Here is a 23,426-nt window from a genome sequence, read left to right as displayed (position 1 = left end):
CGTGCGCCGCGCGGCCCTGGAGGCCGTGGGAGGCGCCGCCGATCTCGATCCCGGAGCCCCGGCCCTCGACGCGGTGCTCCGCCTCGCGACCCGTTCCGGGGGGCGGCGGACCGGTCCGTCCGACCCGGGGCGGAACGATCCCCGCCGTCCCGACCGATGGACAGAACGGTCGGCAGATGGCCGATGACCGCGTTGCCGGAACGGGCCGCGAGGCGGAGCACCGCGTCGAGGGCCGGGGCTCCGGGATCGAGATCGGCGGCGCCTCCCACGGCCTCCAGGGCCGCGCGGCGCACGGCGACGACGGGCCCGATGTAGTCCACCGCCCGCAGGTAGTCGGGATCGAAGGCCGGGCGCAGGAGCGGGACGATCCCGTCTCCCGCGACGTCGAGGGCGTCGCCGTAGAGGACGAGGCGGTCCGGGTGCGCGGCGAAGGTCCGCTCGAACGTCTCCACGGCGCCGGCCGTGAGGGTGTGGCCGGGGGCGGTGAGGACGATGAAATCCACACCCCCGTCGACGGGCCCGGACGCACACCGAAGGCCCGCGCCGAGGTGGTCGTCGGCCGTCAGCCGCAGGGCGTGATGGTCGAGGCCGAGCAGGGCCGCCCCGGCTTGCGCGGCGCGGACGCGCTTGCCCGCGAGCCGCGCCGTCAGGATGGCGAGGGCGTCCCGGGGATACCGCGCGAGGATCGCCACGGCGGCGCGTCCGCGCGCGACCAGGCCGGGGCGGCTTCGGTGCATGAACAGCAGGGCGTCTCGGCGCTCGTCGATCAGCGAAAAATCTCCCGCGCGGGCCGCGAGGTCATTCGAGATCCTCGCCGAAGGTCGTGAGCGACAGGGCCGGGTGATAGTACGGATCGTGCCGGATGGTGTCGCGCCAGCGCGCGACGAAGCGGTCGGCCTCGGCCTCGAAGCGGGCGCGGGCGGGGCCGACGGACGGACCACGGCTCGTGGATTCGAGATGGGCGACGACGGCGTGCGGCGTCCAGACGGTCCTGTAGCCGGCGGCATCGAGGCGAAGGCACAGATCGACATCGTTGAAATCAATGGGAAACGCGTCGGCATCGAGGCCGCCGACGGCGTCGAACTTGCGCTTCTCGACGGCGAGACACGCGGCGGTGACGGCCGAGACCTCGTGGGCGACCCGCATCTGTCCGAGGTGGCCGGGACTGTCGGCGGGGCGGCGGCGCAGGATATGCCCGGCGCGCCCGCCGAGTCCCACGACGACGCCGGCGTGCTGGAGCGTCCCGTCGCCGTAGAGCAGTTTGGCGCCGACGGCGCCGACCTCCGGCCGGCAAGCCTGCCGGACCATGACGTCGAGCCAGTCCTCGCGCAGGATCGCGACATCGTTGTTGAGCAGCACCACGACGCGCCCGCGCGCCAAGGCGACGCCCGCATTGGTCATGGCGGAGAAATCGAACGGCGCCGGCCAGTCGAGAATCGTGACGCGCGGGTCGCGGCGGAGTTGCGCGTAATGGGCATGGACGGCCGGATCGATGGAGCCGTTGTCGACGATGACGAGCTCGATGGCCGGATAGGCGGTGCCGTTGAGAACCCCGTCGGCGGCGGGGCGGATCAGGTCGAGGCGATCCCGCGACGGGATCACGACGGTGACGAGGGGGGCGGGCTCGGGCAGCGGCCAGAGCAGGTCGGTCAGCCCGGATTCGATGCGTGTGCGGGCCGGGGAGCCGAAGGCGCGCAGGTGCCGCTCCAGGCGCTCGGCGTACCGCCCCGTGTGGTCGGCCTCGGGCACCCGGAGAAGAACACGCGGCAGGTGGGCGACCCGCCGGGCCTCCACGGCGGCAGCCGCGGACAGGCCGAGATCGATCCGGCAATCGACGGGGTCCACGAGGGCTTCGGAATCTCCGAGGGGCACGTCGAGCAGGCGCGCCAGGAGCGCCCCGGTATAGAGGGTGAAGCCCGGATAGCCCTGGGCCAGGGCGAGGTCGGGACTCCAGTCCGGTTTCAGGCGCGGGACCAGATGGGCGCCCGCGATCTCTTCGTCGGCGTAGACCATGTGAGGGCCGCCTGGGCCGGCCAACGCGCCCGCCAGGAGCACGAGCGCATCCGCCCGCAGACACTCGCCCGGCATGAGCACGCCCAGGATGGCCGCGTCGGGGGTGAGATCGCGCAGGGTCCCCCTCCCCCGCCAATCCGTGTGGGTCACACGCGGGTCGGCGCCCGACACCGCCTCGTGGCCGTCGAGCCAGGCAACGGTCGCGGTCCATCCGGTCCCGATCTGTGCGGCGAGGCTGTGCAGGGTCTCGGCGACGCGGGCGCCATCCGCCCGTCGAGCCGGGAGGACGAGGTGGATCGGCGGACCCGTCCCCGGGCCGGACGTGGCCTCGATCCGCCGCCGCGATGACGCCCAGGTCCGGTAACGTCCCCGGGGCGTGACGGCACAGGCGCCGCGCAGGATATCCCGGAACCGGCGCTCGTCCCTCCGGGCGGCGTTGTACAGGGCCGCCACGGCCCGCAACGGCCGCTTGACGAGACATTCGGCCAGGACGCTGCCGTGCGTGCGCAGACCCACCCTTTCGAGGACGAAGCCCGTCCGGGGGTCGATGGCGAGGAGGATGTCCGTGCCGTCGGGCGGCAGGTAACCGAGCCACGTCGCCGCCCCCAGGGCAGCACCGGGCAGGGGGACCTCCGCATGCCGCCGGGGTCCGCGCACGAGGCGGATCAGGGGCCGGAGCGGACGGGCGACCGCGTGCTCGCGATAGGTGAGCACGATCCAGCACCCGCGCGGCCCGGCCGGCAGGCGCAGGCGCCAGGAAAACAGCGGATCGTCGTAGGGTTCGAGGGTGAAGGCCGTGGCACGCCCGTCCCACGCGCCGCGCGGCGTGACGCCGTCCCGAGCGCTCAGGGTCCGGGCCTCGGCGAGGACGTGCTCATTCGGCCGTCGCCGGAACGGAGACCGGCGCCTCGGAGGTGGCGGCCGGCGCAGGCGGCTTGCGCTTGGCCGGCGCGCGCGGGGGTGCCCCACCGCCGAGGCGCACCTCGATGTCGTAATCGCCCGTCATGGCGGCCGGGACCATGAGGTCGTCCTCGACGACGGAGAACAGGCCCTGCGCCTCGCCCGGCGACACGGTGACGGCGACGCGGCGAACGCGCGAGGCGACGACCTTGCCGGACGACTTGAGGGAGATCGTCAGGGGCGCCTCGAACCGGCCCGGCGCGCCGGCCGGACCGAGGAGCACGTGGCCCTCGACGCCAACCTTGACGCGGATCGATCCGTCCTGGAGCCGGGTACATTCGCGGGCGAGGCGTCCGAGGGTGGTCTGACTCCGGACACCGGCGGCGGTTGCCGTCGCCCCGGGCGGATTCCGCAGGGCGGCGCCGCCCTCGGGCACCTCCACCGTCGGGCAATAGGCCTCTTCGAGGGGGGCGACCTGGGACGGAGGCACGGTGGTGCCGCCGTACTTGAACAGGTTGGTGAAGGCGTTGCCTTCCTCCGCCCGGGCACCGCTCAGGGCGACAGCGGCGGGGAAAGACGCGATCATCAGGCGCAAGGCGACCTGTCCGGCAAGCTTCGACATGATCCGTTCCCGATATGCGTCGGTCGATCCCGGCCCACGCGTCCTGTCCAGATCCCCAGAGGAGTTCCTACTTCAGGCTCTCGAAGCCCTGGCCGAAACCCTTCATGGAAAGGGGAATGCCGACCCCCTCCTCCGGCGTCTGGAACACGATGAAGGTCGCCTGGGCGCCGGCGTTGAACTGCTTGATCAGTCCCTCGTCCATCACCACCTCGGCGACGCAGCCCGTGGTGAGGCAGCGCACGAAACCGGCGCGGCCGACATCGGTCTTGTCGATCTTCAGGCCGAGGCCGGACGGCAGCAGCACGCCGAGGGGCGCCACCACCCGGAGCAGATAGCCGCGGTTGTCGGCGGTCTTCAGCACGATGACCACGAGGGTGAGATTGGGCCGGTCCTCGGCGGCGAGGTACTGCACCAGGGCGCATTGCTCGGCCTTGGCGCCGGCGGGCGTCTCGCAGCGCAGTTGCCAGTCGCCGAAGGTGTTGCGGACCATGCCCTGTGCGGAGGCCGGCGACGCGACCAGCGCCGCGAGGAGACTGGCCGCCAAGGCCAAGCCGGACCGGCGGGCGATCCGGTCTTCGCGCCGCAGCATTGCTCGAAACCCCACGCGCGAAACCCCTTGCGGACCGCGCGAACGCGGCAGAAACCCCGGGGCTTGGGACCATGCGGGAGCCGCATCTGTCAAGCGATGCACCGCACCCGTCCCATCCGGACCTCGTCCCGAAACGCGAACGGGCGGCGCCATCGCGGCACCGCCCGTTCGCATCGACAATGGCCCCTGCCCGAGGGGCAGGTCAGCCAACGAATGTCACTTCTTGCCGAAGGACAGGGCGCCGAAGCGCGAATTGAAGCGCGAGACGCGGCCGCCGCGATCGAGCATCTTCTGCTCGCCACCGGTCCAGGCCGGGTGGGTGTTGGGGTCGATGTCGAGGTTGAGGGTGTCGCCCTCCTTGCCGTAGGTCGACCGGGTCCTGTAGTCGGACCCATCGGTCATCACGACCTTGATGAAGTGATAGTCGGGATGCTCGGTACCCTTGGCCTTGTCGGCCGCACTCTTTGCCATGACGAATCCTTGAATAGCCACGCCGACCGGCTCGTCTGGCGGCCCGCGGCCATAGATCACGCGCAATCGGATGAAGGCGCGCCTATACCCCAGGCGTCGGCGCTGGACAAGCGCGCCGTCTCGGGCAATCGCGTGTTCGTCGAATTCCAAATCCACGCCGATGTGGAATTCCAAGTCCACGACGACGTCCCCAACACCGACGAGGCATGATGGCACGCGGCTCGAAGAAGAAGGCGCCCGCCGAGGGACGACCCAGGGCGCCGCTGGGCTCCCTACGCCCCCTGGTTCCGTTCGCAGCCGTCTATCGCGGGCGGATCCTCGCCGCGTTCCTGTCCCTGCTGATGGCCTCGCTGGCGACCCTGGTGGTCCCCCTGGCCCTGCGCCGGGTCATCGACCACGGCTTCTCGCCCGAGGGCCAGGGCGTCATCAACGCCTATTTCGGCGGCCTCATCGGCGTCGTCGCCGTCCTCGCCCTGTCGAGCGCCGCGCGGTACTACACCGTGGTGACCCTGGGCGAGCGCGTGGTCGCGGATCTGCGCACGGCCGTGTTCCGACGCCTCACGGAACTCGACCCCGCGTTCTTCGACCGGTCCCTGTCGGGCGAGATCATCTCGCGCCTCACCGCCGACGCCACCCAGGTGAAGGCCGTATTCGGCGTCAGCATCTCGATCCTGCTGCGCAACGCGTTCCTGTTCACCGGGGCCATCGCCATGATGGTGATCACGAGCCCGAAGCTGTCGATCCTCGTGCTCGTGGCGATCCCCCTCATCGTGTTTCCGCTGATCCTGTCGGGGCGCGGCGTCCGCCGGCGCTCGCGCGCGGCCCAGGACCGGCTGGCCGATGCCTCGGCCTATGCCTCGGAGGCGGTGGGCGCGATCCGCACCATGCAGGCCTTCGGCATGGGCCGCGCCGCAGCCGTCCGCTTCGCCGAGGCTTCGGAGAACGCCTACGGCGCCGCCCGCGACTCGATCCGCGCCCGGGCGCTGCTCACCGGGGTCGCCATCTTCCTCATCTCGGCGAGCGTCGTCGGGGTGATGTGGTACGGCGCGCAAGGGGTGCTCGCCGGCACCATGACGGCGGGCCAGCTCTCGCAGTTCGTGCTCTACGCCGTGTTCGGCGCCAGCGCGCTGGGCCAGCTCTCGGAGGTCTACGGCGAACTGGCGCAGGCCGCCGGCGCCGCCGAGCGCCTCGGCGAGATCCTGGCGGCCGAGCCGGCGATCCGGGCCCCCGCCGATCCCGTCGCCCTTCCGACGCCGCCGCGCGGCGCGGTGGCGTTCGAGGCCGTGCGCTTCCTCTACCCGACCCGGCCTGAGCACCCGTCCCTCGACGGGATCAGCTTCACCATCGCGCCGGGCGAGCGCGTCGCCCTAGTCGGCCCCTCCGGCGCGGGCAAGACCACGGTGCTGCAGCTGCTCCTGCGGTTCTACGACCCCCAGAGCGGCACCATCCGCGTCGACGGCATCGACATCGCCCGAGCGGACCCGGACGCCGTGCGCACGCGCCTGTCCCTGGTACCCCAGGACCCGACGGTGTTCTCCGGCTCCGTGCTCGAGAACATCCGCTACGGCCGGCCGGACGCGACGGAGGCTCAGGTCCAGCGCGCCGCCGAACTCGCGCATGCGGACGGCTTCATCCGCGCCCTGCCCCAGGGCTACGCCACCGCGGTCGGCGAGCGCGGCGTCACCCTGTCGGGCGGCCAGCGCCAGCGCGTCGCCATCGCGCGCGCCATCCTCAAGGATGCGCCGATCCTCCTCCTCGACGAGGCGACCTCGGCCCTCGACGCCGAGAGCGAGCGCGCCGTGCAGACCGCGTTGGACACCCTCATGCGCGGGCGCACCACCCTCGTCATCGCCCACCGCCTCGCCACCATCCGGGCCGCCGACCGCATTCTCGTCCTCGACGGCGGGAAGATCGTCGAATCGGGCACCCACGAGACCCTCCTGGCGCGCGGCGCCCTCTACGCCCAGCTCGCCGCCCTCCAGTTCACCGACGCCTTCGAGGACACCGCGCGCAGCCGCGAGCCGCGCCGCGAAGCGCTGCCGGCCGAGTAGGAGCCGCCATGGATCTGTCGCGGTTTCCCCGCCTGCCGCTCCTCGACCTGCCGAGCCCCATCGAGCCCCTGGACGGCCTCGCCCGCCATCTCGGCGACGGCCTCAACGGGGTGCGGCTGCTCGTGAAGCGCGACGACCTCGCGCGGTTCGGCCTCGGCGGCAACAAGCTGCGCAAGCTCGAATACCTCCTCGGGGCCGCCCGTGCCGAGGGCGCCGATACGGTGATCACCGTGGGGGCGATCCAGTCGAACCACGCGCGCCTGACCGCGGCCGCGGCGGCGCGGTCGGGCTTTTCCTGCGAACTCTTCCTCACCCGCAGCGTGCCGCGCGACGACCCGGCCTATGCCCGCAACGGCAACCGTCTCCTCGACGACGTATTCGGCGCAACGGTGCACGAGCTTGCCGCCGGAGCCGATTCCCTCGCCCAGGCCGAGACGCGCGCCGACGAACTCCGCGCAGCGGGACGGCGCGTCTACGTCTTCCCCTCGGGCGGCTCGAGCCCCGTCGGCTGTCTCGGTTACGCGGCCTGCGCCGGCGAGATTCTCGCTCAAGCCGATTCCATGGGCCTCGATCTGGCGCAGATCGTGGTCCCCAACGGCAGCTGCGGCACCCATGCGGGCCTCGCGGCAGGCCTGCTCGCGAGCGGACGCGACCCGCGCCTCGCCAGGTCCTACGCGGTGCTGGAAACCGGAGCGCAAGCTGGAGCGATCACCCTGGACAAGGCCAACGCGACCCTGGCGCTCCTCGCACCCGGCACATCGCTGACGGCCGACGATATCGTCATCGACGCTGCGCATCGCGGGCCCGGCTACGGCATCCCCACCGCCGGCATGCTGGCGGCCGTGCGCCTCCTGGCCCGGACGGAGGGGTTGCTCCTCGATCCGGTCTACAGCGGCAAGGCGTTCGCGGGCCTGCTCCACGACGTGCGCGCCGGGCGATATCCGGCCGGTTCGAACGTGCTGTTCGTCATGACCGGCGGCGTACCCGGGCTCTTCGCCTATCCGGACGTGATGGCCGGGTGAGCCCGGAAATCTACCGTTCCGTGAGTTTCATCTCGATCCGGCGGTTGCGGCCGTAGGCCTCGTCCGTCGTTCCCGAATCGAGGGGCTGGAACTCGCCGAAGGCGCCCGCGAGAAGGTGCTGGGGCGGGACGCCCTTGGCCGCCATCGCCTGCACCACCGCGATGGCGCGGGCCGCCGAGAGGGACCAGTTCGACGGGAACTGCGCGCTCGCGATGGGCCGGGCATCCGTGTGTCCGTCGATCCGCAGCACCCACGGAATGTCGGCGGGGATCTGCCGCGATAGGTCGAGGATCGCCCCCGCGATGCGGTCGAGCTCCGGCCCTGCCTCCGGTTTCAGGCTGGCGGAGCCCGCCGGGAACAGCACCTCGGATTGCAGGACGAAGCGGTCGCCGACTACGCGGATATCAGTGCGCGTGCCGAGGATCTGGCGCAGGCGGCCGAAGAAGTCCGAGCGGTAGCGGGCGAGCTCCTGCACCTTCTGGGCGAGCGCCACGTTGAGGCGGCTGCCGAGGTCGGCGATGCGGGCCTGGCTCTCCTTGTCGCGATTCTCGGACGCCGCCAGGGCGTCCTCCAGGGCGGCGAGCTGGCGGCGCATGGCCGCGATCTGCTCGTTCAGGAGGTCGATCTGGGTAGCGGCGCGGGCCGAGCCCGCCCGCTCGGCGGCGAGCTGGCGGTCGATCTCGCCCTGCTTGGCGGTGGCGCCCTGACCCGATTCGGCCTGAAGTCGGAAGCGGTCGCGCACGGCCTCGGCGCCGAGCAGGGTGTTGCGCAGGGACGAGGCGCTGGCCTCCTGCGCCTTGCGGGTCGAGCGCTCCAGGGCAAGGAGGTCCGTGAGGTCGGCGATCTGGCGGTTGAGACGGGTCAGCACCGAATCGCGGCCGGTGATCTCCTGCGACAGGAAGAACTGACCGACGACGAAGATGGTCAGCAGAAAGACGACGGCCAGCAACAGGGTGGCGAGGGCGTCGACGTAGCCCGGCCAGACGTTGAGGGAGCGGTCGCGCCGGGCGCGGAGCGAGGCCATCTCAGGTGCGCTCGCGCCCGAGGCGGTCGAGCACCTGCTTCAGTTCGCCCTCGCGCTTGGCCTGGGCCTCGACCCAGTCGCGGATCATCTGCTGCTCCGCCCGCATGTGCTGGACGAGCCCCTGAATGCCCTCCGCGAGGTTGGTCATCGCCTGCGTCGCGACCCGGCCGTTGGCGCCTTCGGCCACCACGGCGGTGAGGCGGTCCACGGCCTCCTGCAAGTCGCGGGCGGAGGCCGGCTCCTGGACCCTCGCCGGGGCCGCCGCGACGGTCTCGCCGGACATGAGCCAGTCCTCGAGTTCGTTGTGGAAGCGGGCATGGGCCTGCCCGGCCTGAAGGTCGAGGAAGCCGGTGACCAGCGAACTGGCGAGGCCGAACAGGGAGGCGGAGAAAGCCAGACCGATGCCTGAAAGCGGCACGGCCAGCCCGTTCTTGAGCTCGTCGAACATCGCCGCCGCCTCGCCGCCGCCGCGCATGGTCTTGATGACCGAACCGACGGCGCTCAGCGTATCGATGAGGCCCCAGAACGTGCCGAGGAGGCCGAGGAGGATGAGGAGGCCGGCGACGTAGCGCAGGATCTCGCGGCCCTCGTCGAGGCGGGCCGCCACGGTGTCGAGGAAGGCGCGGGTGCCCGGAAGCGTGATTCCCTCCCGCCGGGCGGCGAGGGCCGGGGCCAGGGGCGCCATCAGGGACGGCGTTTTCGCGGGCGTCTCGCCGGCCGCCACGGCGTTGACGTAGCCGACTTCGCGATAGAGCCGGAACACCTGCCCGAAGGCGAGCAGGACGGCGATGAGGAGCACGCCGAGGATCAGGCCGTTCAGGCCCGGATTGGCGAGGAAGGCCGGGGTGATCTGCCGGAACAGCACGAAGGCGAGGAAGCCGACGAGGATGAGGAACACCAGCATCCGCACGAGGTAGATGCCGGGCCGGGCGAGCGTCATGGTCGCGGGAGGGATCGCCATCGGCTCGGACACTCTCGATGCAAGGGCTGAACGACCCGCTCCACCGAGCGGTCACCGGGGCGAACTTGGCCGCACATTGGCCGCAGCCTCGCCCTCGATCAAGCCGCCTCCGCGCTCATCGCCGCGGAAGCGGGGCTAATCCCACCCGCGCGGCCAGGTTTCCTCCAGCTGCGGCCCGAGGCGCACGGGCCAGACCCCGGTGGCGAGTCCGGTGCGGTCATCGGTCTCGACGGCGATCCCGCACAGGGTCCCCTCTCCGTGGGCGGCTTCAAGGCGGGCGCCGGGCGTCTTCTGGAGGAAGCGGCGCAAGGGCTCGTCCTTCTGCATGCCGAGGATCGAATCGTAGTCGCCGCACATGCCGGCATCGGAGAGATACGCGGTGCCGCCGGGCAGGATGCGGTGATCAGCCGTCGGCGTGTGGGTGTGGGTGCCGACCACGAGGCTGGCACGGCCGTCGAGGAAGTAGCCGAAGGCCTGCTTCTCGCTCGTCGCCTCGGCATGGACGTCGACGATGACGGCATCGGCGACCTCGCCGAGGGGACACGCCGTCAATTCGCGCTCCGCCGCCGCAAACGGGTCGTCGAGGGCATCCATGTAGATGCGCCCCATGACGTTGAGGACGAGGACGCGGGCGCCCTTGGCCGTCTCGACCACGGTGGCGCCGCGTCCCGGCGTGCCGGGCGGGTAGTTCGCCGGGCGCACGAGTCGCGACTGCCGGGCGATGAAGACCAGGGCCTCGCGCTGGTCGAAGGAGTGGTTGCCGAGCGTCACGGCATCGGCGCCGGCCTGCAGGAGTTCGTCGCAGATGGCTTCCGTGAGGCCGAAGCCCCCGGCGGCATTCTCGCCGTTGATCACCACGCAATCGAGGCGCCAGCGCTCCCGGAGTTTCGGCAGACGGTCCGTGATCACGTGGCGGCCGGGCCGGCCGACCACGTCGCCGAGGAAGAGAAGACGCATCGCGGGTTCGTCAGGCTCGTGTCAGCGGGACCGGGCCCGCTTCGGTGATGAGATGGTCGAGGGGCTGGTCGTGGGCCTCGGCCGGGACCTCGACCACGGCTTGGACCGAGAAGGCGACACCGATGGTCAGCACCGGCCCGTTCTGCGAGAGACGCGCGATGGCCTGATCGTAGTAGCCGCGTCCGTAGCCGATGCGGTGGCCGCGCGTATCGTAGGCGGCAAGCGGCACGATGAGGGCGGTGGGGTCGAGGGGCGGCAGGGTGTCGTCGGGCTCGCTCAGGCCGAAGCCGCCGCGGACCAGGGCCTCGCCCGCACGCCACTCACGGAACACGAGGCCGTCCGGCGTCACCTTCGGCAGGGCCACGCGCTGGCCGCGGGCGAACAGGCCCTCGATGAGGGGCCGGGGATCGACCTCGCTGCGGATCGGCCAAAAGGCACCGACGACGGGCGCCTCGGCGAGGGCCGCGATATCCATCACCGCCTCGGCGATGGCGAGCGCACCCGCCCGTCGCGCCTCGGGATCGAGGGCATCGCGCCGCCCGAGGGCGGCTTGGCGGAGGGACGCTTTCAGGGAAGCGGTGGAGTGCGAGTGCGGAGCCACATGAGCCGTTGGAGTGTCGATCCCGGGAAACCTACAGTGTAGGTGGGCGCCGTGTTGGCCGAGTCCAGGGACAGGGCCAGGGACAGCTCCCTGGGGAGTCGATAAGGCCCCGGGGAAAGTTCTCCTGACGAACGCGGCAGCCCCGCCAGACGTATGTAGCGTCGGCTCATGGCCCGCGCCAGAGGGGCTTCGTCGCTAGCCAGAAGAAAGCATCTTCGTCAGCCGCTCGATCCGCTCGGCGCAGCGGCCGAGGCCCGCGGCGAGACGGGATTCCTCCGCAGCGCGGGTCGCATCGGCCGCATCGACCCGTTCGCGCAGGGTTGCGGTCTCGGTCTCCAGGGCGGACAGCCGGCGCCGGGTCTCGTCGAGTTCGTCGGCCTGGAGCAGGGCGGCCATGACATGAAGGCGCATGTCGCCGATCTCGCCGAAGGACGTCCGAAGTTCCGCGATCCGTCCGGCGAGTTCCGTGGCGAGGGCGGTGAGGTGCAGCTCCTCGCCTTCCGCGCAGGCCATCCGGTAGTTCTTGCCGTCGATGGTGACGTTGATCTGGGGCATCGGGCTATGGGGCTAGCGCAACGGCGTGGAGGGGGCGAGCACGCCCTCGACGGCGGCGATGGCCCGGCCGAGGCGGCGGCCGACATCGTCGGAGGCCGCCTCCACCGCCGCGAGGCGGGCACTGGCGGCATCGAGTTCGGCGGCCAGACGCGCCCGGTCCTCGCCCATGATGGCGAGTTCCGTCTCGAGGTCGCTCGGATCGCGTTCGGCTTCGAAACGCTGCCCGACCGCTGCCTCGAGGCGCGTCAGGGCCGTGTCGAGCCGCGACAGGGCGTCGTCGATGGCCTCACTCACGAAAAGCGTCTCCCCCAATGGGTCCGTGCCGGCGCGGACCCGTCTCGATACCATGACGTGCGTTGCCGAGCCCAGGCGCCGGCCCGTTCGAAACCGGTGACAAACCGGGCGGAACGCCTGTGCGGAGACGGGATGTCCGTGCGGCGCGACCTTTGCCCGGCTCAGTCCCGCATGCTAGAGACCGGCCGCTCGCCAAACCGGATACAGCATTCCGTGATGCATTCAGGCCCCATCCAGGCCCTCGCGCGTATCGACCGGTCCCCGGACGATCCCGAATGGCCGGATGGCGACCGCAATTCATCGCGCGTTCAATCTGGATTGGGACAGAGCGGGCGATCAATCGAGGCTCACCGCTTCGATCTCCATGCTGGAGGGTGCCGCAGGGGCGGCCCCCGTTTAACGGAAGGGTTCACGCCGTGTCGGTGAAGGTAGCCATCAACGGGTTCGGACGTATCGGCCGCAACATCCTGCGCGCCATCCACGAGTCCGGCCGCAAGGACATCGAGGTGGTGGCCATCAACGATCTCGGCCCCGTCGAGACCAACGCCCACCTCCTGCGCTTCGATTCGATCCATGGCCGCTTCAACGCCAAGGTCGAGGTGGACGGCGAGTTCATCGTCGTCGACGGAAGCCGCATCCGGGTCACGGCCGTGCGCAACCCGGCGGAGCTGCCGCACCGCGAACTCGGCGTCGACATCGCCCTGGAATGCACCGGCATCTTCACCTCGAAGGACAAGGCCAAGGCCCACCTCGACGCCGGCGCCAAGCGCGTGATCGTCTCGGCACCGGCCGACGGCGCCGACCTCACCGTGGTCTACGGCATCAACCACCAGGCGCTCACCGCCGAACACCTCGTGATCTCCAACGCCTCGTGCACCACGAACTGCCTCGTGCCGGTCGCCAAGGTGCTCAACGATCTCATCGGGATCGAGCGCGGCTTCATGACCACGATCCACTCTTACACCAACGACCAGCCGTCCCTCGACCAGATGCACAAGGACCTCTACCGGGCCCGTGCCGCGGCCCTGTCGATGATCCCGACCTCCACGGGTGCGGCCAAGGCCGTGGGCCTCGTGCTGCCGGAGCTGAAGGGCAAGCTCGACGGCACCTCGATCCGCGTGCCGACCCCCAACGTCTCGGCCGTGGACCTCGTGTTCACCGCCAAGCGCGCCACCAGCGTGGACGAGATCAACGGCGCCATCCGGGCGGCCGCCGACGGGCCGCTCAAGGGCGTGCTCGCCTACACGGACCAGCCCAACGTCTCCATCGATTTCAACCATGACCCGCACTCGTCCACTTTCCACCTCGACCAGACCAAGGTGATGGACGGCACGTTCGTCCGCATCCTCGCCTGGTACGACAACGAGTGGGGCTTCTCCAACCGCATGGCCGACACCGCCGTCGCCATGGGCAAGCTACTCTGATCCGTTCCGCCTGACGGACATCCACTCTCCACGAAGACACTGGTGTGCCTGAGATGACAGAGACCTCCCCCACCGGACGCGACTTCATTCCAGGCACGCCCGCGGCGCCGGAGCCGGCAAACCCGCCGGCTCCGGCGCAGGCGACCGCACCCGTGGTCGTCGGCAAGGCCGGGTCCCTGCCCGCGCAGGCCTCGGCGCCGGGCGGCGATCAGCTCGCCCGCATCGAGGACAAGTGCGCGCGCATCGAGGACAAGTACGCCCGCTCCGAGGCCCTGCTCTCCCGCGTCGAGGAGAAGATCGAGGGCGCCGCGTCCCGCATGAACGAGGCCGCGCGCCAGACCGACTTGGCGGCCCTGCGCAGCGAAGTCCGCGCCATCGCCGACCGCACCCGTGGCCTGCCCGGCTCCGGCGCCTTGGTGCTCACGGCGATCATCACCGCCGTGCTGACGGTGGCGCTCACCATCGCCGCCCAGCGCTTCCACCTCGACGCGCTGATCCCGCAGCGCTGATCCGCCAGACCTGCCCCGAGACGCCCAGGCCCCGATGACCGCTTTCCGTACCCTCGACGATGCCGGCGCCCTCAACGGCAGGCGCGTGCTCCTGCGCGTGGACGTCAACGTGCCCATGGAAGCCGGCCGCGTCACCGACGCGACCCGCATCGCGCGCATCGTCCCGACGATCCGCGAGATCGCCGGCAAGGGTGGACGCGTGGTGCTGCTGGCGCATTTCGGCCGGCCCAAGGGCAAGCCGGTGGCGAGCGAATCCCTGAAGTCCGTCGTCGCCACCATCGCCGAGCATCTCGGCCGCCCGGTGGCTTTCGCCGAGGATTGCGTCGGCCCCGCCGCCGCCGCCGCCGTCGCGGCGCTCGAGGACGGCGACGTGCTCCTCCTCGAGAACACCCGCTTCCATGCCGGTGAGGAAAAGAACGACCCGGCCTTCACCGCCGAACTCGCGGCCAACGGCGATCTCTACGTCAACGAGGCGTTCTCGGCCGCGCACCGCGCGCACGCCTCGACGGAGGGCCTCGCCCACGTGCTTCCGGCCTATGCCGGACGCCTGATGCAGGCGGAACTCGACGCCCTGACCAAGGGTCTCGAGGCGCCGACGCGCCCGGTCATCGCCCTGGTGGGCGGCGCCAAGGTCTCGTCCAAGATCGACCTGCTCCAGAATCTCGTCGCCAAGGTCGACATGCTCGTCATCGGCGGCGGCATGGCCAACACCTTCCTGCACGCGCAGGGGTTCGGCGTCGGAAAGTCCCTCTGCGAGAAGGACCTGGCCGAGACGGCCCTTCGCATCGTCGAGGCCGCGAAGGCCGCCAAGTGCCGCATCATCCTGCCGGTGGATGCCGTCGTGGCGTCCGAGTTCAAGGCCGACGCGGCCCACGAGACCGTCTCCGTCGATTCCGTGCCCGACACCGGCATGATCCTCGATGCCGGCCCCGCCACCGTGGCCGAGATCAACGCGGCCATCGACACGGCCGCGACCCTGGTGTGGAACGGACCGCTCGGCGCCTTCGAGCTCACGCCCTTCGATGCCGCCACCGTGGCGGCGGCGCAGCACGCGGCGGAGCGGACGACGGCCGGAACGCTGGTCTCCGTGGCCGGCGGCGGCGACACCGTCGCGGCCCTCAACCATGCGGGCGTCGGCGAGACGTTCTCGTACGTCTCCACCGCCGGCGGCGCCTTCCTCGAATGGCTCGAAGGCAAGGCACTGCCGGGCGTCGAGGCCCTGCGCGCCAAGGTCTGAGGCGGGGGGCGAGGCTCGGCTTTCGGCGATCGTACCCGGCCCGACAGCCGTTATCCGGGGGGGAACGGCCGCGACGCGGGCGCCCAATGCGGATCGCAATTGCAGTCGGTTCGTTCTGGCTTGAGAAGACTGACAACTTTCGAAGGACTGCGCCAACCCGGCGCGTTTGCGTGACCTGCCCCGGCGGCGGTTGAAATCGAGGAGAAACCCATGGCCCGCATCACCCTGAGGCAGCTCCTCGATCACGCCGCAGAGCACGAGTACGGCGTGCCGGCGTTCAACCTGAACAACATGGAGCAGGGGCTCGCCATCATGGCGGCGGCCGACGCCACCGATTCGCCAGTGATCCTCCAGGCGAGCAAGGGCGCGCGCGCCTACGCCAACGACATCGTCCTCGCCAAGCTCATCGACGGCCTCGTGGAGGTCTACCCCCACATCCCCGTCTGCATGCACCTCGACCACGGCAGCGACGAGGCCACCTGCGCCACGGCGATCCAGTACGGCTTCACCTCGGTGATGATGGACGGGTCCCTCAAGGCCGACGGCAAGACCCCGGCCGACTATGCCTACAACGTCGAGATTACCCGCAACGTGACGAAGATGGCCCACTGGGCCGGCGTCTCGGTGGAGGGCGAGCTCGGCGTACTCGGCTCCCTGGAGAGCGGCGAGGGCGAGGCCGAGGACGGCCACGGCGCCGAGGGCGTGCTCTCCCACGACCAGCTCCTGACCGACCCCGACGAGGCGGTGAAGTTCGTCGAGGCCACCAAGGTCGATGCGCTGGCCGTCGCCATGGGCACGAGCCACGGCGCCTACAAGTTCACCCGGAAGCCCGATGGCGAGGTGCTCGCCATGAACGTCATCGAGGAGATCCACCGCCGCCTGCCCACGACCCACCTCGTGATGCACGGCTCCTCGTCGGTGCCGCAGGATCTCCAGGACATCATCAACCAGTACGGCGGGCAGATGAAGCCGACCTGGGGCGTGCCGGTGGAGGAGATCCAGCGCGGCATCAAGCACGGTGTGCGCAAGATCAACATCGATACCGACAACCGCATGGCGATGACCGGGCAGATCCGGAAGATCCTGGCCGAGAACAAGGCCGAGTTCGATCCGCGCAAGTACCTCAAGCCCGCCATGGAGGCGATGACCAAGCTCTGTCGCCAGCGCTTCGAGGAGTTCGGCACCGCCGGCCAGGGCTCGAAGATTCGCCCGGTCTCGGTAGCCAGCATGGCCAAGCGCTACGCCAACGGCTCCCTCGATCCGAAGATCGGCGCGGCGCGCTGAGCGCCCGGGTCTTTCGCAAGGAACCCCATGTCCAACGCGCGCACCCGACTCGCCCTGCTCACCCCGCACCGGGTCGAGGCCGGGGACGCCGACGCCTTGGCGACGGCCCTCGCCGCGGCGTGCGCGGCGGGTGACGTCGCCGCCGTGATCCTGCGCCTCGCGCCGGCCGACGAGCGCAGCCTCGTCAACCTCGTCAAGCGCCTGGCCCCGGCCGCACAGAGCACCGGGGCCGCCGTGGTGGTGGCCTGCACCGGGTTCGCGGGCGACCTCGTCAGCGTCTCGGCCCGGGGCGGAGCCGACGGCGTCCATCTCGACAAGCCTAGGGACGGGGCCCTCGCCGAGCTGCGCGGGCGCCTCGATGACGGCCGCATCCTCGGGGCCGGCGGCCATGAGCAGAAGCATGCGGCCATGGAGGCCGGCGAGGCCGGCGTCGACTACGTCATGTTCGGCGGGCTTTACGCCGACGGGATCGCGCCGGAAGCCGCCACGGTCCTCGACCGGGCGACGTGGTGGACGGAAATCTTCGAGACGCCGTGCATCGCCGTGGCCCACGACCGGAGCGAGGTCGCCGCCCTCGTGGCGACGGGCGCGGAGTTCCTGGGCCTCGAAAGCGCCCTGTGGATGGGCGACGGCGCCGACGTGGCGGCGATCCAGGCCATGGTCACGGCGGCGGAGACGGCTTCGTGACGGGTGCGCGCCGTCTGATCGCGGGACTCCTCTCCCTCGCGGGCACCTCGGTCACGGACGCTGCCCCGGTGGACCCGCCCCGGCCGGCGACGGCCATCGCCCCGGCGGCCGACGGCCAGGCGCCCCTGCCGAAGACGGCGACGAAAGAGGTGTTCACCGCGCCCCTCAAGGAGTTGCCGACCCCCTACACCCCCGGAGTGATGGGGACGAACCCTCCGACCACCAACAAGGAAACCGACGTCGCGTTCGGTGCCTATCAGCGCGGCCAGTACACCACCGCCTTTCGCGAGGCGACGAAGCGGCTTTCCGCCAACCCCAAGGACGCGGCGGCGATGACGCTCCTCGGCGAGCTCTACAACCAGGGCCTCGGCATCAGGCAGGACCCGGTGAAGGCCGCGGAGTGGTACCGCCTCGCGGCGGCGCAGGGCGATGTCCATGCGATGGCGTCCCTGGGCCTCATGTCCATCGATGGGCGCGGCGGCGCGAAGGACCTCAAAGCCGGTCGGCGCTGGCTCGAACAAGCCTCCGACAAGGGCGACGCCACCGCCTCCTACAATCTCGCGCTGATCCTGCTGGGTTCCGGGACCGAGGCCGATCAGGCCAGGGCCGCGACCCTGTTCCAGAAGGCCGCCAGCGGCGAGATCGGCGCGGCCCAGCACGACCTCGGCGTGCTCTACCTCCAGGGACGCGGCGTGGCGAAGGACCCGGCTCGGGCCGCTGAGCTGTTCCGCCGGGCGGCCGACAACGGCGACCTCGCCGGCGAAGTCGAGTTCGCCATCCTGCTGTTCAACGGGACCGGCATCGCCAAGGACGAGGGCCGCGCCGCGCGCTACTTCCTCCACGCGGCCTCGCGCGGCAACGCCATCGCGCAGAACCGCGTCGCCCGCCTCTACGCCGCCGGGCGCGGCCTGCCGAAGAACCTCGTGGAGGCGGCGGCCTGGAATCTCGCCGCCGCGGCGCAGGGGCTCTCGGATGCCTGGCTCGACCAGACCCTGACGGGCCTCTCCCCCGAGGAGCGCAGCCGCGCCGAGCAGATGGCCTCCGAGCGCGCCAACGTGAAGTAGGCGACCGGCGAAGGTCGGACCCGTGCTCCCCCGGGGATGAGGCCGGCGCCAAACGTGCTATGGGCCCCCCACACTGTCGTCTCCGACGTTCTTTGAATCGACCCGGACCCTTCAAGCGATGATCAGCTCACCCCTCATGACCGTCATGGTCGATGCCGTCCGCAAGGCCGCCCGCGGCCTCAAGCGCGACTACGGCGAGATCGAGAACCTCCAGGTCTCCCGCAAAGGTCCGGGCAATTTCGTCTCGGCCGCCGACCGGAAGGCCGAAGAGGTGCTGCGCGACGCCCTGATGAAGGCGCGGCCCGGCTACGGCCTGGTGCTGGAGGAGTCCGGCGTCGTCGAGGGCGCCGACAAGAGCCACACCTGGCACGTCGATCCGCTGGACGGCACCACCAACTTCCTCCACGGCATCCCGCACTTCGCGATTTCCGTCGGCCTCGAGCGCGAGGGCCAGATCGTCGCCGGCGTGATCTACGATCCGGCCAAGGACGAGCTGTTCGTGGCCGAGCGCGGCAAGGGCGCCTACCTCAACAACCGCCGCCTGCGCGTGTCGGGCCGCGACGAGATGGCCGACGCCCTCGTGGCCTACGGCTCGCCCTATCTCGGGCGCGGCGACCACCCCAAGCTCCTGCGCGAGGTCGCGGCCGTGATGGCGGTGACGGGCGGCATCCGCCGCTTCGGCTCGGCGGCCCTGGACCTCGCCTACGTCGCCTGCGGCCGTTCCGACCTGTACTGGGAGCGCGACCTCCAGACCTGGGACATCGCGGCCGGCATCATCATGGTGCGCGAGGCCGGCGGCTTCGTCTCCAGCGCCGATGGTGGCGCCGAGCCCCTCGCCGCCCGCTCCGTGGCGGCCGGCAACGAGAACCTGCACGGCGAGCTCGTGAAGCTCCTGCGCCGCGCCAACGCCTGAACCCCATCACCTCCAACCCGACGAAGGCCGCCGCCATGGAATCCCGTCGCCACATCGCGCTGAAGGATTCGATCCGCTCGATTCCCGACTACCCGAAGCCCGGCATCGTGTTTCGCGACATCACCACCCTGCTCAGCGACCCGCGCGCCTTCCGGCGGGCGGTGGATGCCCTGGTGCATCCGTTCGCGGGTGGGCGGATCGATCAGGTCGCCGGCATCGAGGCGCGCGGCTTCATCCTCGGCGGCGCCGTGGCGCACCAGCTCTCGTCGGGCTTCGTGCCGATCCGCAAGAAGGGCAAGCTGCCCCACAAGACCGTATCGATCGCCTACGCGCTCGAATACGGAACCGACGAGATGGAAATCCACGTCGATGCCATCAAGCCGGGCGACCGGGTCCTGCTGGTCGACGACCTCATCGCCACGGGTGGCACGGCCTGCGCGGCGGTGAACCTGCTCCGCCAGATCGGCGCTGAGGTGGTGGCGGCGTGCTTCGTCATCGACCTGCCGGAGATCGGCGGCGCGCAGAAGCTGCGGGAATTGGATGTCCCGGTGCGGACCCTGATGGAATTCGACGGGCACTGAGAGGGCAACGCTTCCTTCTCCCCCCTGCGGGAGAAGGTGGCCCGCGCATGCGGGCCGGCTGAGGGGAGCTGCGTATTCGAAGAAGGCGCTGCCCCTCTCCCGGTCGCTCCGCGACCACCCTCCCCCGCAGAGGGGGAAGGGGTATAGGCGAGCTACGCCGCCAGGCTCGCGAACAAGCCACGCCCGTCCGTGCCGCCCACGAGATCCTCGACGAAGTTCTCCGGGTGAGGCATCAGCCCGAGCACGTTGAGCTTTTCGCTGTAGATGCCCGCGATGGAGTTGAGCGAGCCGTTGCGGTTGGCGTCGACGGTCAGCGCGCCCGACGCGTCGCAGTAGCGGAACGCCACGCGGCCATCGCCTTCGAGGCGCGCAACGGTGTCGGCGTCCGCGAAGTAGTTGCCCTCGCCGTGCGCCACGCAGACGTCGATGACCTGCTTCTCGGCGTAGGCGGTGGTAAACCGGGTGTCGGCCCGCTCGACCCGCAGGAGCTGCCGGTGGCAGATGAAGCGGCGGTCGACGTTGCGCATGAGCACGCCGGGCAGCAGGCCGGATTCGCACAGGATCTGGAAGCCGTTGCAGATGCCGAGCACGAGGCCGCCGCGGGCCGCGTGTGCCCGCACCGCATCCATGGCCGCCGCGCGGCCGGCAATGGCGCCGCAGCGGAGATAGTCGCCGTAGGAGAAGCCGCCCGGCAGGACGGCGAGGTCGGTGCCCGCCGGCAGCTCTGTGTCGGCGTGCCAGACCTTGATCACCTCGGCCCCGGCCTGGGTGAGCGCCCGGGCCACGTCCGCGTCGCGGTTGGAGCCCGGGAAGACGACGATGGCGGCGCGCATCAGGCGATCTCGATCGCGTAGTTCTCGACCACGGTGTTGGCGAGGAGTTTTTCGCATGCGGCCTTGAGGGTCGCCTCGGCCGCCGCGCGGTCGTCGCCCGCGATCTCGACATCGAAGACCTTGCCCTGGCGCACGCCATCGACGCCGGACAGGCCGAACGACGTGAGCGCCGCCTCGATCGCCTTGCCCTGCGGATCGAGCACGCCGGTCTTCAGGGTGACGATGATGCGTGCTTTCATGGGGTCGAACTCGGCTGCGCGTGGCGGGGCGCCCCCGCGATAATCGGGAAACGCCGCCCTGGCAACGCGGACCCGCCGCCGTCAGCGGCGCGGCGTGGCCGGCGCGGCGCGCAGGGGCTCGATGCTGACGGCCCGGCGCCAGAGCTGGAGCATCACCCAGGCGGCGAACAGGCTGAACACCGCCATCAGCACGTGGCCGACGGTGTCGCCGAGCTCGAAGATGCCGGCGAGGGCCCAGCCGGCCGCGATGGCCACGGCGAAGACTTCCGTGCCCACGAGCACCATCATGCTGACGATCGTGACGAGGTTGCGCGTGTTCACTGGCGTAGCGTCCCAACTGTCGTTCCGTCTCCGCGGGGCCTTGCCCGCGGGCGGTCAAGCGAAGTAGCGCGATCCGGCCGGACCGCGCAACTTCGCCTTGCCTCGGTGTCAGCGCGGAGCGCGCTTGGCCAGGATGCGCTGCAGCGTCCTGCGGTGCATGTTGAGGCGCCGTGCCGTCTCGGACACGTTGCGGCTGCACAGCTCGTAGACCCGCTGGATGTGCTCCCAGCGCACCCGGTCGGCCGACATCGGGTTCTCAGGCGGATCGGCACGCTCGCCCGGCTGGGCCATGAGGGTGCCGTGGATCTCGTCGGCATCCGCGGGCTTGGCGAGGTAGTCGAACGCACCGAGCTTCACCGCCGTCACCGCCGTGGCGATGTTGCCGTAGCCCGTGAGGATAACGCCGCGCGCCTCGGGACGGCGCTCCTTCAAGCGGGCGATGACGTCGAGGCCGTTGCCGTCGGCGAGACGCATGTCGATGACGGCGAAGGCGGGTGCCCGCGCATCCACCATGGAGACACCCTCCGCGACGCTCTCGGCGACGTGGACCTCGTAGCCCCGCATCTCCATGGCCCGGGCCAGACGCGTCGAGAACGGCTTGTCGTCATCGACGATGAGAAGGCTGCGATCAGTGAAAGCGGCCAGGGGATCGTTGTCGCCAAGTGGAATGATGTCGGCGCCGGGCGCCGTCGTACCGGTCTGCGTCAACATACGACGCGTCTCCCATGGTTTCAGTGAATGTCAGGTCGTGGGCAAGTCTTCACGAACTCATATAGGTATCGGAGCGGTCTTGAGCAGGGGTGGCCACCTCCCCATTCTGTGCATGACGGGCCACGGCGATGCCGCGCTCGAACACGTGGCGGGCCCAGGACACCCGGACCACCGCGCCCGTCGCGACGGGGTCCGGCGCGTTGGACAGGGTGAGCTGGGCACCGGAGCGCTCGATGAGCGTCTTGGCGATGAACAGGCCGAGCCCGAGGCCGGCCCCGGTGCTGTCGCCCATCCGTCCGCGGTCGGTTCCCCGGGTGGTGACGTAGGGCTCCCCCGCGCGCAGCAGAACCTCGCCGGAGAAGCCGGGGCCGTCGTCGCGCATCTCGAGCCAGACCTGCTCGTAGGTCCAGCGTGCCTCGATGATCACGCGGGTCTTCGCGAAATCGACGGCGTTGTCGATGATATTGGCGAGCCCGAACAGGACGCCCGGGTTGCGCCGGCACGAGGGTTCCGGCCCCTCCCCCCGGCTGGTGACGTCCAGAATGATGCCCATGGCCCGCTGGGGCGCCACCAGTTCCTCAACGAGGTGGCTCAGGCTCACGGTCTGGAGGAAGCCGCCGCCGTCGCCGTCGAGGGAGGTGAGCTTCGACAGGATGCCGCGACAGCGGTCGACCTGATCGCGCAGGAGGGCCAGATCCTCGCGCACCCCGGGCGACGCCGTCGGGGCGAGCTGCCGACTGAGTTCCTTGGTCACCACCATGATGGTGCCGAGGGGCGTCCCGAGTTCGTGGGCTGCCGCCGCCGCCAGACCGTCGAGCTGCGACAGGTGCTGCTCGCGGGCGAGCACGAGTTCGGTGGCCGCCAGGGCCTGCGCGAGGAGACGGGTTTCCTCTGCGACCTTCCAGGCGTAGACCCCGGTGAAGGCCGTGCCGAGGAGGATCGCGGTCCACACCCCCGAAATGTAGAGGAACGGCAGTTCGAGGCGACCATCGGCGAACCACGGCAGGGGCCTGTGGATGAGGGCCAGCAGGGTCGCGAGTCCGATGGCGAGCAGGCCGAGCGCCAGGGTCCGCTCCGGCGGCAGGGCGGTGGCCGAAATCAGCACGGGGGCAAGGAACAGGAGCGAGAAGGGGTTCTGCAGGCCACCCGTGAGGAACAGCAGGGCGGCGAGCTGGACGATGTCGAAGGCGAGCAGCAGGGCCGCCGAATCGTCGCTGAGCCGGTAGCTCGCCGGGAAGCGGATGCGCAGGGCGAGGTTCAACCAGGACGATGCGGCGATGACGAGGAAGCACCAGCCGAACGGCAGGGGCAGGCCGAGGCCGAACTGCGCCCCGACCACGGCCGCGCTCTGCCCCGTGATCGCGAGCCAGCGCAGGCGGACGAAGGTGTCGAGCCGCAGGTGCCGGGCGTCGCGCGCGAAGCCGTTGGTGCTCATGTCCATCATGTCACAGCAACGATAGGGCTCGGAGACGCCACGTCCATCCCCATCGCGCGCAATAGATTTGCCCACGAAACATCGGTTTCGTACGGATTTGTCCGCGAGCGCAGGCCGGGGTGGGGAAA

The 23,426-nt window shown here is 70.7% G+C and carries 26 protein-coding genes, 1 other RNA gene and 1 pseudogene; 11 read left to right on the top strand and 17 right to left on the bottom strand.

Annotated features, from left to right (window positions below):
- The 5 genes and pseudogenes from FV218_RS07730 to rpmE form a co-directional block, all read right to left on the bottom strand.
- Window positions 1–692 (bottom strand): annotated as a pseudogene (locus tag FV218_RS07730) (glycosyltransferase family 2 protein); the annotation flags it as partial.
- A 106-nt stretch (window positions 693–798) separates the two neighbouring features.
- A complete protein-coding gene (locus FV218_RS07725; protein WP_246685027.1) occupies window positions 799–2,778 on the bottom strand; it encodes a glycosyltransferase in 1,980 nt (659 codons plus the stop codon).
- A 109-nt stretch (window positions 2,779–2,887) separates the two neighbouring features.
- Window positions 2,888–3,535: a hypothetical protein gene (locus tag FV218_RS07720; protein ID WP_246685023.1), complete on the bottom strand. Its 648-nt coding sequence runs from the start codon at window positions 3,533–3,535 to the stop codon at window positions 2,888–2,890.
- Between the two features lie 67 nt (window positions 3,536–3,602).
- The gene (locus tag FV218_RS07715) at window positions 3,603–4,124 is read right to left on the bottom strand and encodes an invasion associated locus B family protein (protein ID WP_147709288.1); all 522 of its coding nucleotides are present in this window, start codon (window positions 4,122–4,124) and stop codon (window positions 3,603–3,605) included.
- 216 nt (window positions 4,125–4,340) lie between these two features.
- Window positions 4,341–4,595: a 50S ribosomal protein L31 gene (rpmE, locus tag FV218_RS07710; RefSeq protein WP_056097143.1), complete on the bottom strand. Its 255-nt coding sequence runs from the start codon at window positions 4,593–4,595 to the stop codon at window positions 4,341–4,343.
- A gap of 9 nt (window positions 4,596–4,604) precedes the next feature.
- Between rpmE and FV218_RS07705 the strand changes: the two genes are divergently transcribed.
- Genes FV218_RS07705 through FV218_RS07695 form a run of 3 tightly spaced genes read left to right on the top strand, consistent with a single transcriptional unit; the run spans window position 4,605 to window position 7,668 of the window.
- Window positions 4,605–4,805 carry a hypothetical protein gene (locus tag FV218_RS07705; RefSeq protein WP_147709287.1) on the top strand — a complete coding sequence of 67 codons (201 nt, stop codon included), beginning with the start codon at window positions 4,605–4,607 and terminating at the stop codon, window positions 4,803–4,805.
- Window positions 4,805–6,646, top strand: a complete 1,842-nt coding sequence (locus FV218_RS07700) for an ABC transporter transmembrane domain-containing protein (RefSeq protein WP_147709286.1) — start codon at window positions 4,805–4,807, stop codon at window positions 6,644–6,646. The genes FV218_RS07705 and FV218_RS07700 overlap by 1 nt, the downstream gene beginning before the upstream one ends.
- Before the next feature lie 8 nt (window positions 6,647–6,654).
- A complete protein-coding gene (locus tag FV218_RS07695; protein WP_147709285.1) occupies window positions 6,655–7,668 on the top strand; it encodes a D-cysteine desulfhydrase family protein in 1,014 nt (337 codons plus the stop codon).
- Window positions 7,669–7,678: 10 nt separating this feature from the next.
- Here FV218_RS07695 and FV218_RS07690 read toward each other — a convergent pair whose 3' ends face one another.
- The 7 genes from FV218_RS07690 to FV218_RS07660 all read right to left on the bottom strand — a co-directional run bounded on the left by FV218_RS07690 (window position 7,679) and on the right by FV218_RS07660 (window position 12,060).
- Window positions 7,679–8,692 (bottom strand): peptidoglycan -binding protein, encoded by a 1,014-nt coding sequence (locus FV218_RS07690; RefSeq protein ID WP_147709284.1) that lies wholly within the window; start codon window positions 8,690–8,692, stop codon window positions 7,679–7,681.
- Window position 8,693: 1 nt separating this feature from the next.
- Entirely contained in the window at window positions 8,694–9,653 is a 960-nt protein-coding gene (locus FV218_RS07685) for a MotA/TolQ/ExbB proton channel family protein (protein ID WP_056097151.1), read from the bottom strand.
- 135 nt (window positions 9,654–9,788) lie between these two features.
- Entirely contained in the window at window positions 9,789–10,610 is an 822-nt protein-coding gene (locus FV218_RS07680) for a TIGR00282 family metallophosphoesterase (protein ID WP_147709283.1), read from the bottom strand.
- A 10-nt stretch (window positions 10,611–10,620) separates the two neighbouring features.
- A complete protein-coding gene (locus tag FV218_RS07675; protein WP_147709282.1) occupies window positions 10,621–11,211 on the bottom strand; it encodes a 5-formyltetrahydrofolate cyclo-ligase in 591 nt (196 codons plus the stop codon).
- Window positions 11,201–11,357, bottom strand: a non-coding RNA gene (gene ssrS, locus FV218_RS07670) — 6S RNA. Before ssrS ends, FV218_RS07675 begins: the two co-directional genes overlap by 11 nt.
- 49 nt (window positions 11,358–11,406) lie before the next feature.
- The gene (gene zapA / locus FV218_RS07665; RefSeq protein WP_147709281.1) at window positions 11,407–11,766 is read right to left on the bottom strand and encodes a cell division protein ZapA; all 360 of its coding nucleotides are present in this window, start codon (window positions 11,764–11,766) and stop codon (window positions 11,407–11,409) included.
- Window positions 11,767–11,778: 12 nt separating this feature from the next.
- On the bottom strand, window positions 11,779–12,060 hold the full coding sequence (locus FV218_RS07660) for a DUF4164 domain-containing protein (RefSeq protein WP_056097284.1): 282 nt from the start codon (window positions 12,058–12,060) through the stop codon (window positions 11,779–11,781).
- Between the two features lie 416 nt (window positions 12,061–12,476).
- On the opposite strand from FV218_RS07660, the gene gap reads away from it, so the two are divergent.
- The 8 genes from gap to FV218_RS07620 all read left to right on the top strand — a co-directional run bounded on the left by gap (window position 12,477) and on the right by FV218_RS07620 (window position 19,759).
- Entirely contained in the window at window positions 12,477–13,484 is a 1,008-nt protein-coding gene (gene gap, locus FV218_RS07655) for a type I glyceraldehyde-3-phosphate dehydrogenase (RefSeq protein ID WP_056097158.1), read from the top strand.
- Between the two features lie 53 nt (window positions 13,485–13,537).
- Window positions 13,538–13,993, top strand: coding sequence for a hypothetical protein (locus FV218_RS07650; protein ID WP_147709280.1), 456 nt, complete (start codon window positions 13,538–13,540; stop codon window positions 13,991–13,993).
- A 34-nt stretch (window positions 13,994–14,027) separates the two neighbouring features.
- Window positions 14,028–15,230 carry a phosphoglycerate kinase gene (locus tag FV218_RS07645; protein WP_147709279.1) on the top strand — a complete coding sequence of 401 codons (1,203 nt, stop codon included), beginning with the start codon at window positions 14,028–14,030 and terminating at the stop codon, window positions 15,228–15,230.
- A 210-nt stretch (window positions 15,231–15,440) separates the two neighbouring features.
- Window positions 15,441–16,514 (top strand): class II fructose-bisphosphate aldolase, encoded by a 1,074-nt coding sequence (gene fba / locus FV218_RS07640; protein WP_056097164.1) that lies wholly within the window; start codon window positions 15,441–15,443, stop codon window positions 16,512–16,514.
- A 27-nt stretch (window positions 16,515–16,541) separates the two neighbouring features.
- A complete protein-coding gene (locus tag FV218_RS07635) occupies window positions 16,542–17,201 on the top strand; it encodes a thiamine phosphate synthase (protein ID WP_147709278.1) in 660 nt (219 codons plus the stop codon).
- 125 nt (window positions 17,202–17,326) lie between these two features.
- Entirely contained in the window at window positions 17,327–18,265 is a 939-nt protein-coding gene (locus FV218_RS07630) for a tetratricopeptide repeat protein (protein WP_246685026.1), read from the top strand.
- 118 nt (window positions 18,266–18,383) lie between these two features.
- A complete protein-coding gene (locus tag FV218_RS07625; protein ID WP_147709277.1) occupies window positions 18,384–19,178 on the top strand; it encodes an inositol monophosphatase family protein in 795 nt (264 codons plus the stop codon).
- Window positions 19,179–19,213: 35 nt separating this feature from the next.
- A complete protein-coding gene (locus FV218_RS07620; protein WP_147709276.1) occupies window positions 19,214–19,759 on the top strand; it encodes an adenine phosphoribosyltransferase in 546 nt (181 codons plus the stop codon).
- Window positions 19,760–19,911: 152 nt separating this feature from the next.
- Here FV218_RS07620 and purQ read toward each other — a convergent pair whose 3' ends face one another.
- The 5 genes from purQ to FV218_RS07595 all read right to left on the bottom strand — a co-directional run bounded on the left by purQ (window position 19,912) and on the right by FV218_RS07595 (window position 23,307).
- The gene (gene purQ / locus FV218_RS07615; RefSeq protein WP_147709275.1) at window positions 19,912–20,592 is read right to left on the bottom strand and encodes a phosphoribosylformylglycinamidine synthase subunit PurQ; all 681 of its coding nucleotides are present in this window, start codon (window positions 20,590–20,592) and stop codon (window positions 19,912–19,914) included.
- Window positions 20,592–20,831, bottom strand: coding sequence for a phosphoribosylformylglycinamidine synthase subunit PurS (gene purS, locus FV218_RS07610; protein WP_056097174.1), 240 nt, complete (start codon window positions 20,829–20,831; stop codon window positions 20,592–20,594). Before purS ends, purQ begins: the two co-directional genes overlap by 1 nt.
- A gap of 81 nt (window positions 20,832–20,912) precedes the next feature.
- Complete coding sequence (locus FV218_RS07605) at window positions 20,913–21,152, bottom strand: hypothetical protein (RefSeq protein WP_056097176.1); 240 nt, start codon at window positions 21,150–21,152, stop codon at window positions 20,913–20,915.
- Window positions 21,153–21,260: 108 nt separating this feature from the next.
- Window positions 21,261–21,863: an ActR/PrrA/RegA family redox response regulator transcription factor gene (locus tag FV218_RS07600; protein ID WP_056097178.1), complete on the bottom strand. Its 603-nt coding sequence runs from the start codon at window positions 21,861–21,863 to the stop codon at window positions 21,261–21,263.
- A gap of 49 nt (window positions 21,864–21,912) precedes the next feature.
- The gene (locus FV218_RS07595) at window positions 21,913–23,307 is read right to left on the bottom strand and encodes an ActS/PrrB/RegB family redox-sensitive histidine kinase (protein ID WP_147709274.1); all 1,395 of its coding nucleotides are present in this window, start codon (window positions 23,305–23,307) and stop codon (window positions 21,913–21,915) included.
- Window positions 23,308–23,426: the final 119 nt, after the last annotated feature.

It is taken from the genome of Methylobacterium sp. WL69, assembly GCF_008039485.1.
Classification (GTDB): domain Bacteria; phylum Pseudomonadota; class Alphaproteobacteria; order Rhizobiales; family Beijerinckiaceae; genus Methylobacterium.
This window is presented reverse-complemented; position numbering and strand designations above follow the sequence as displayed.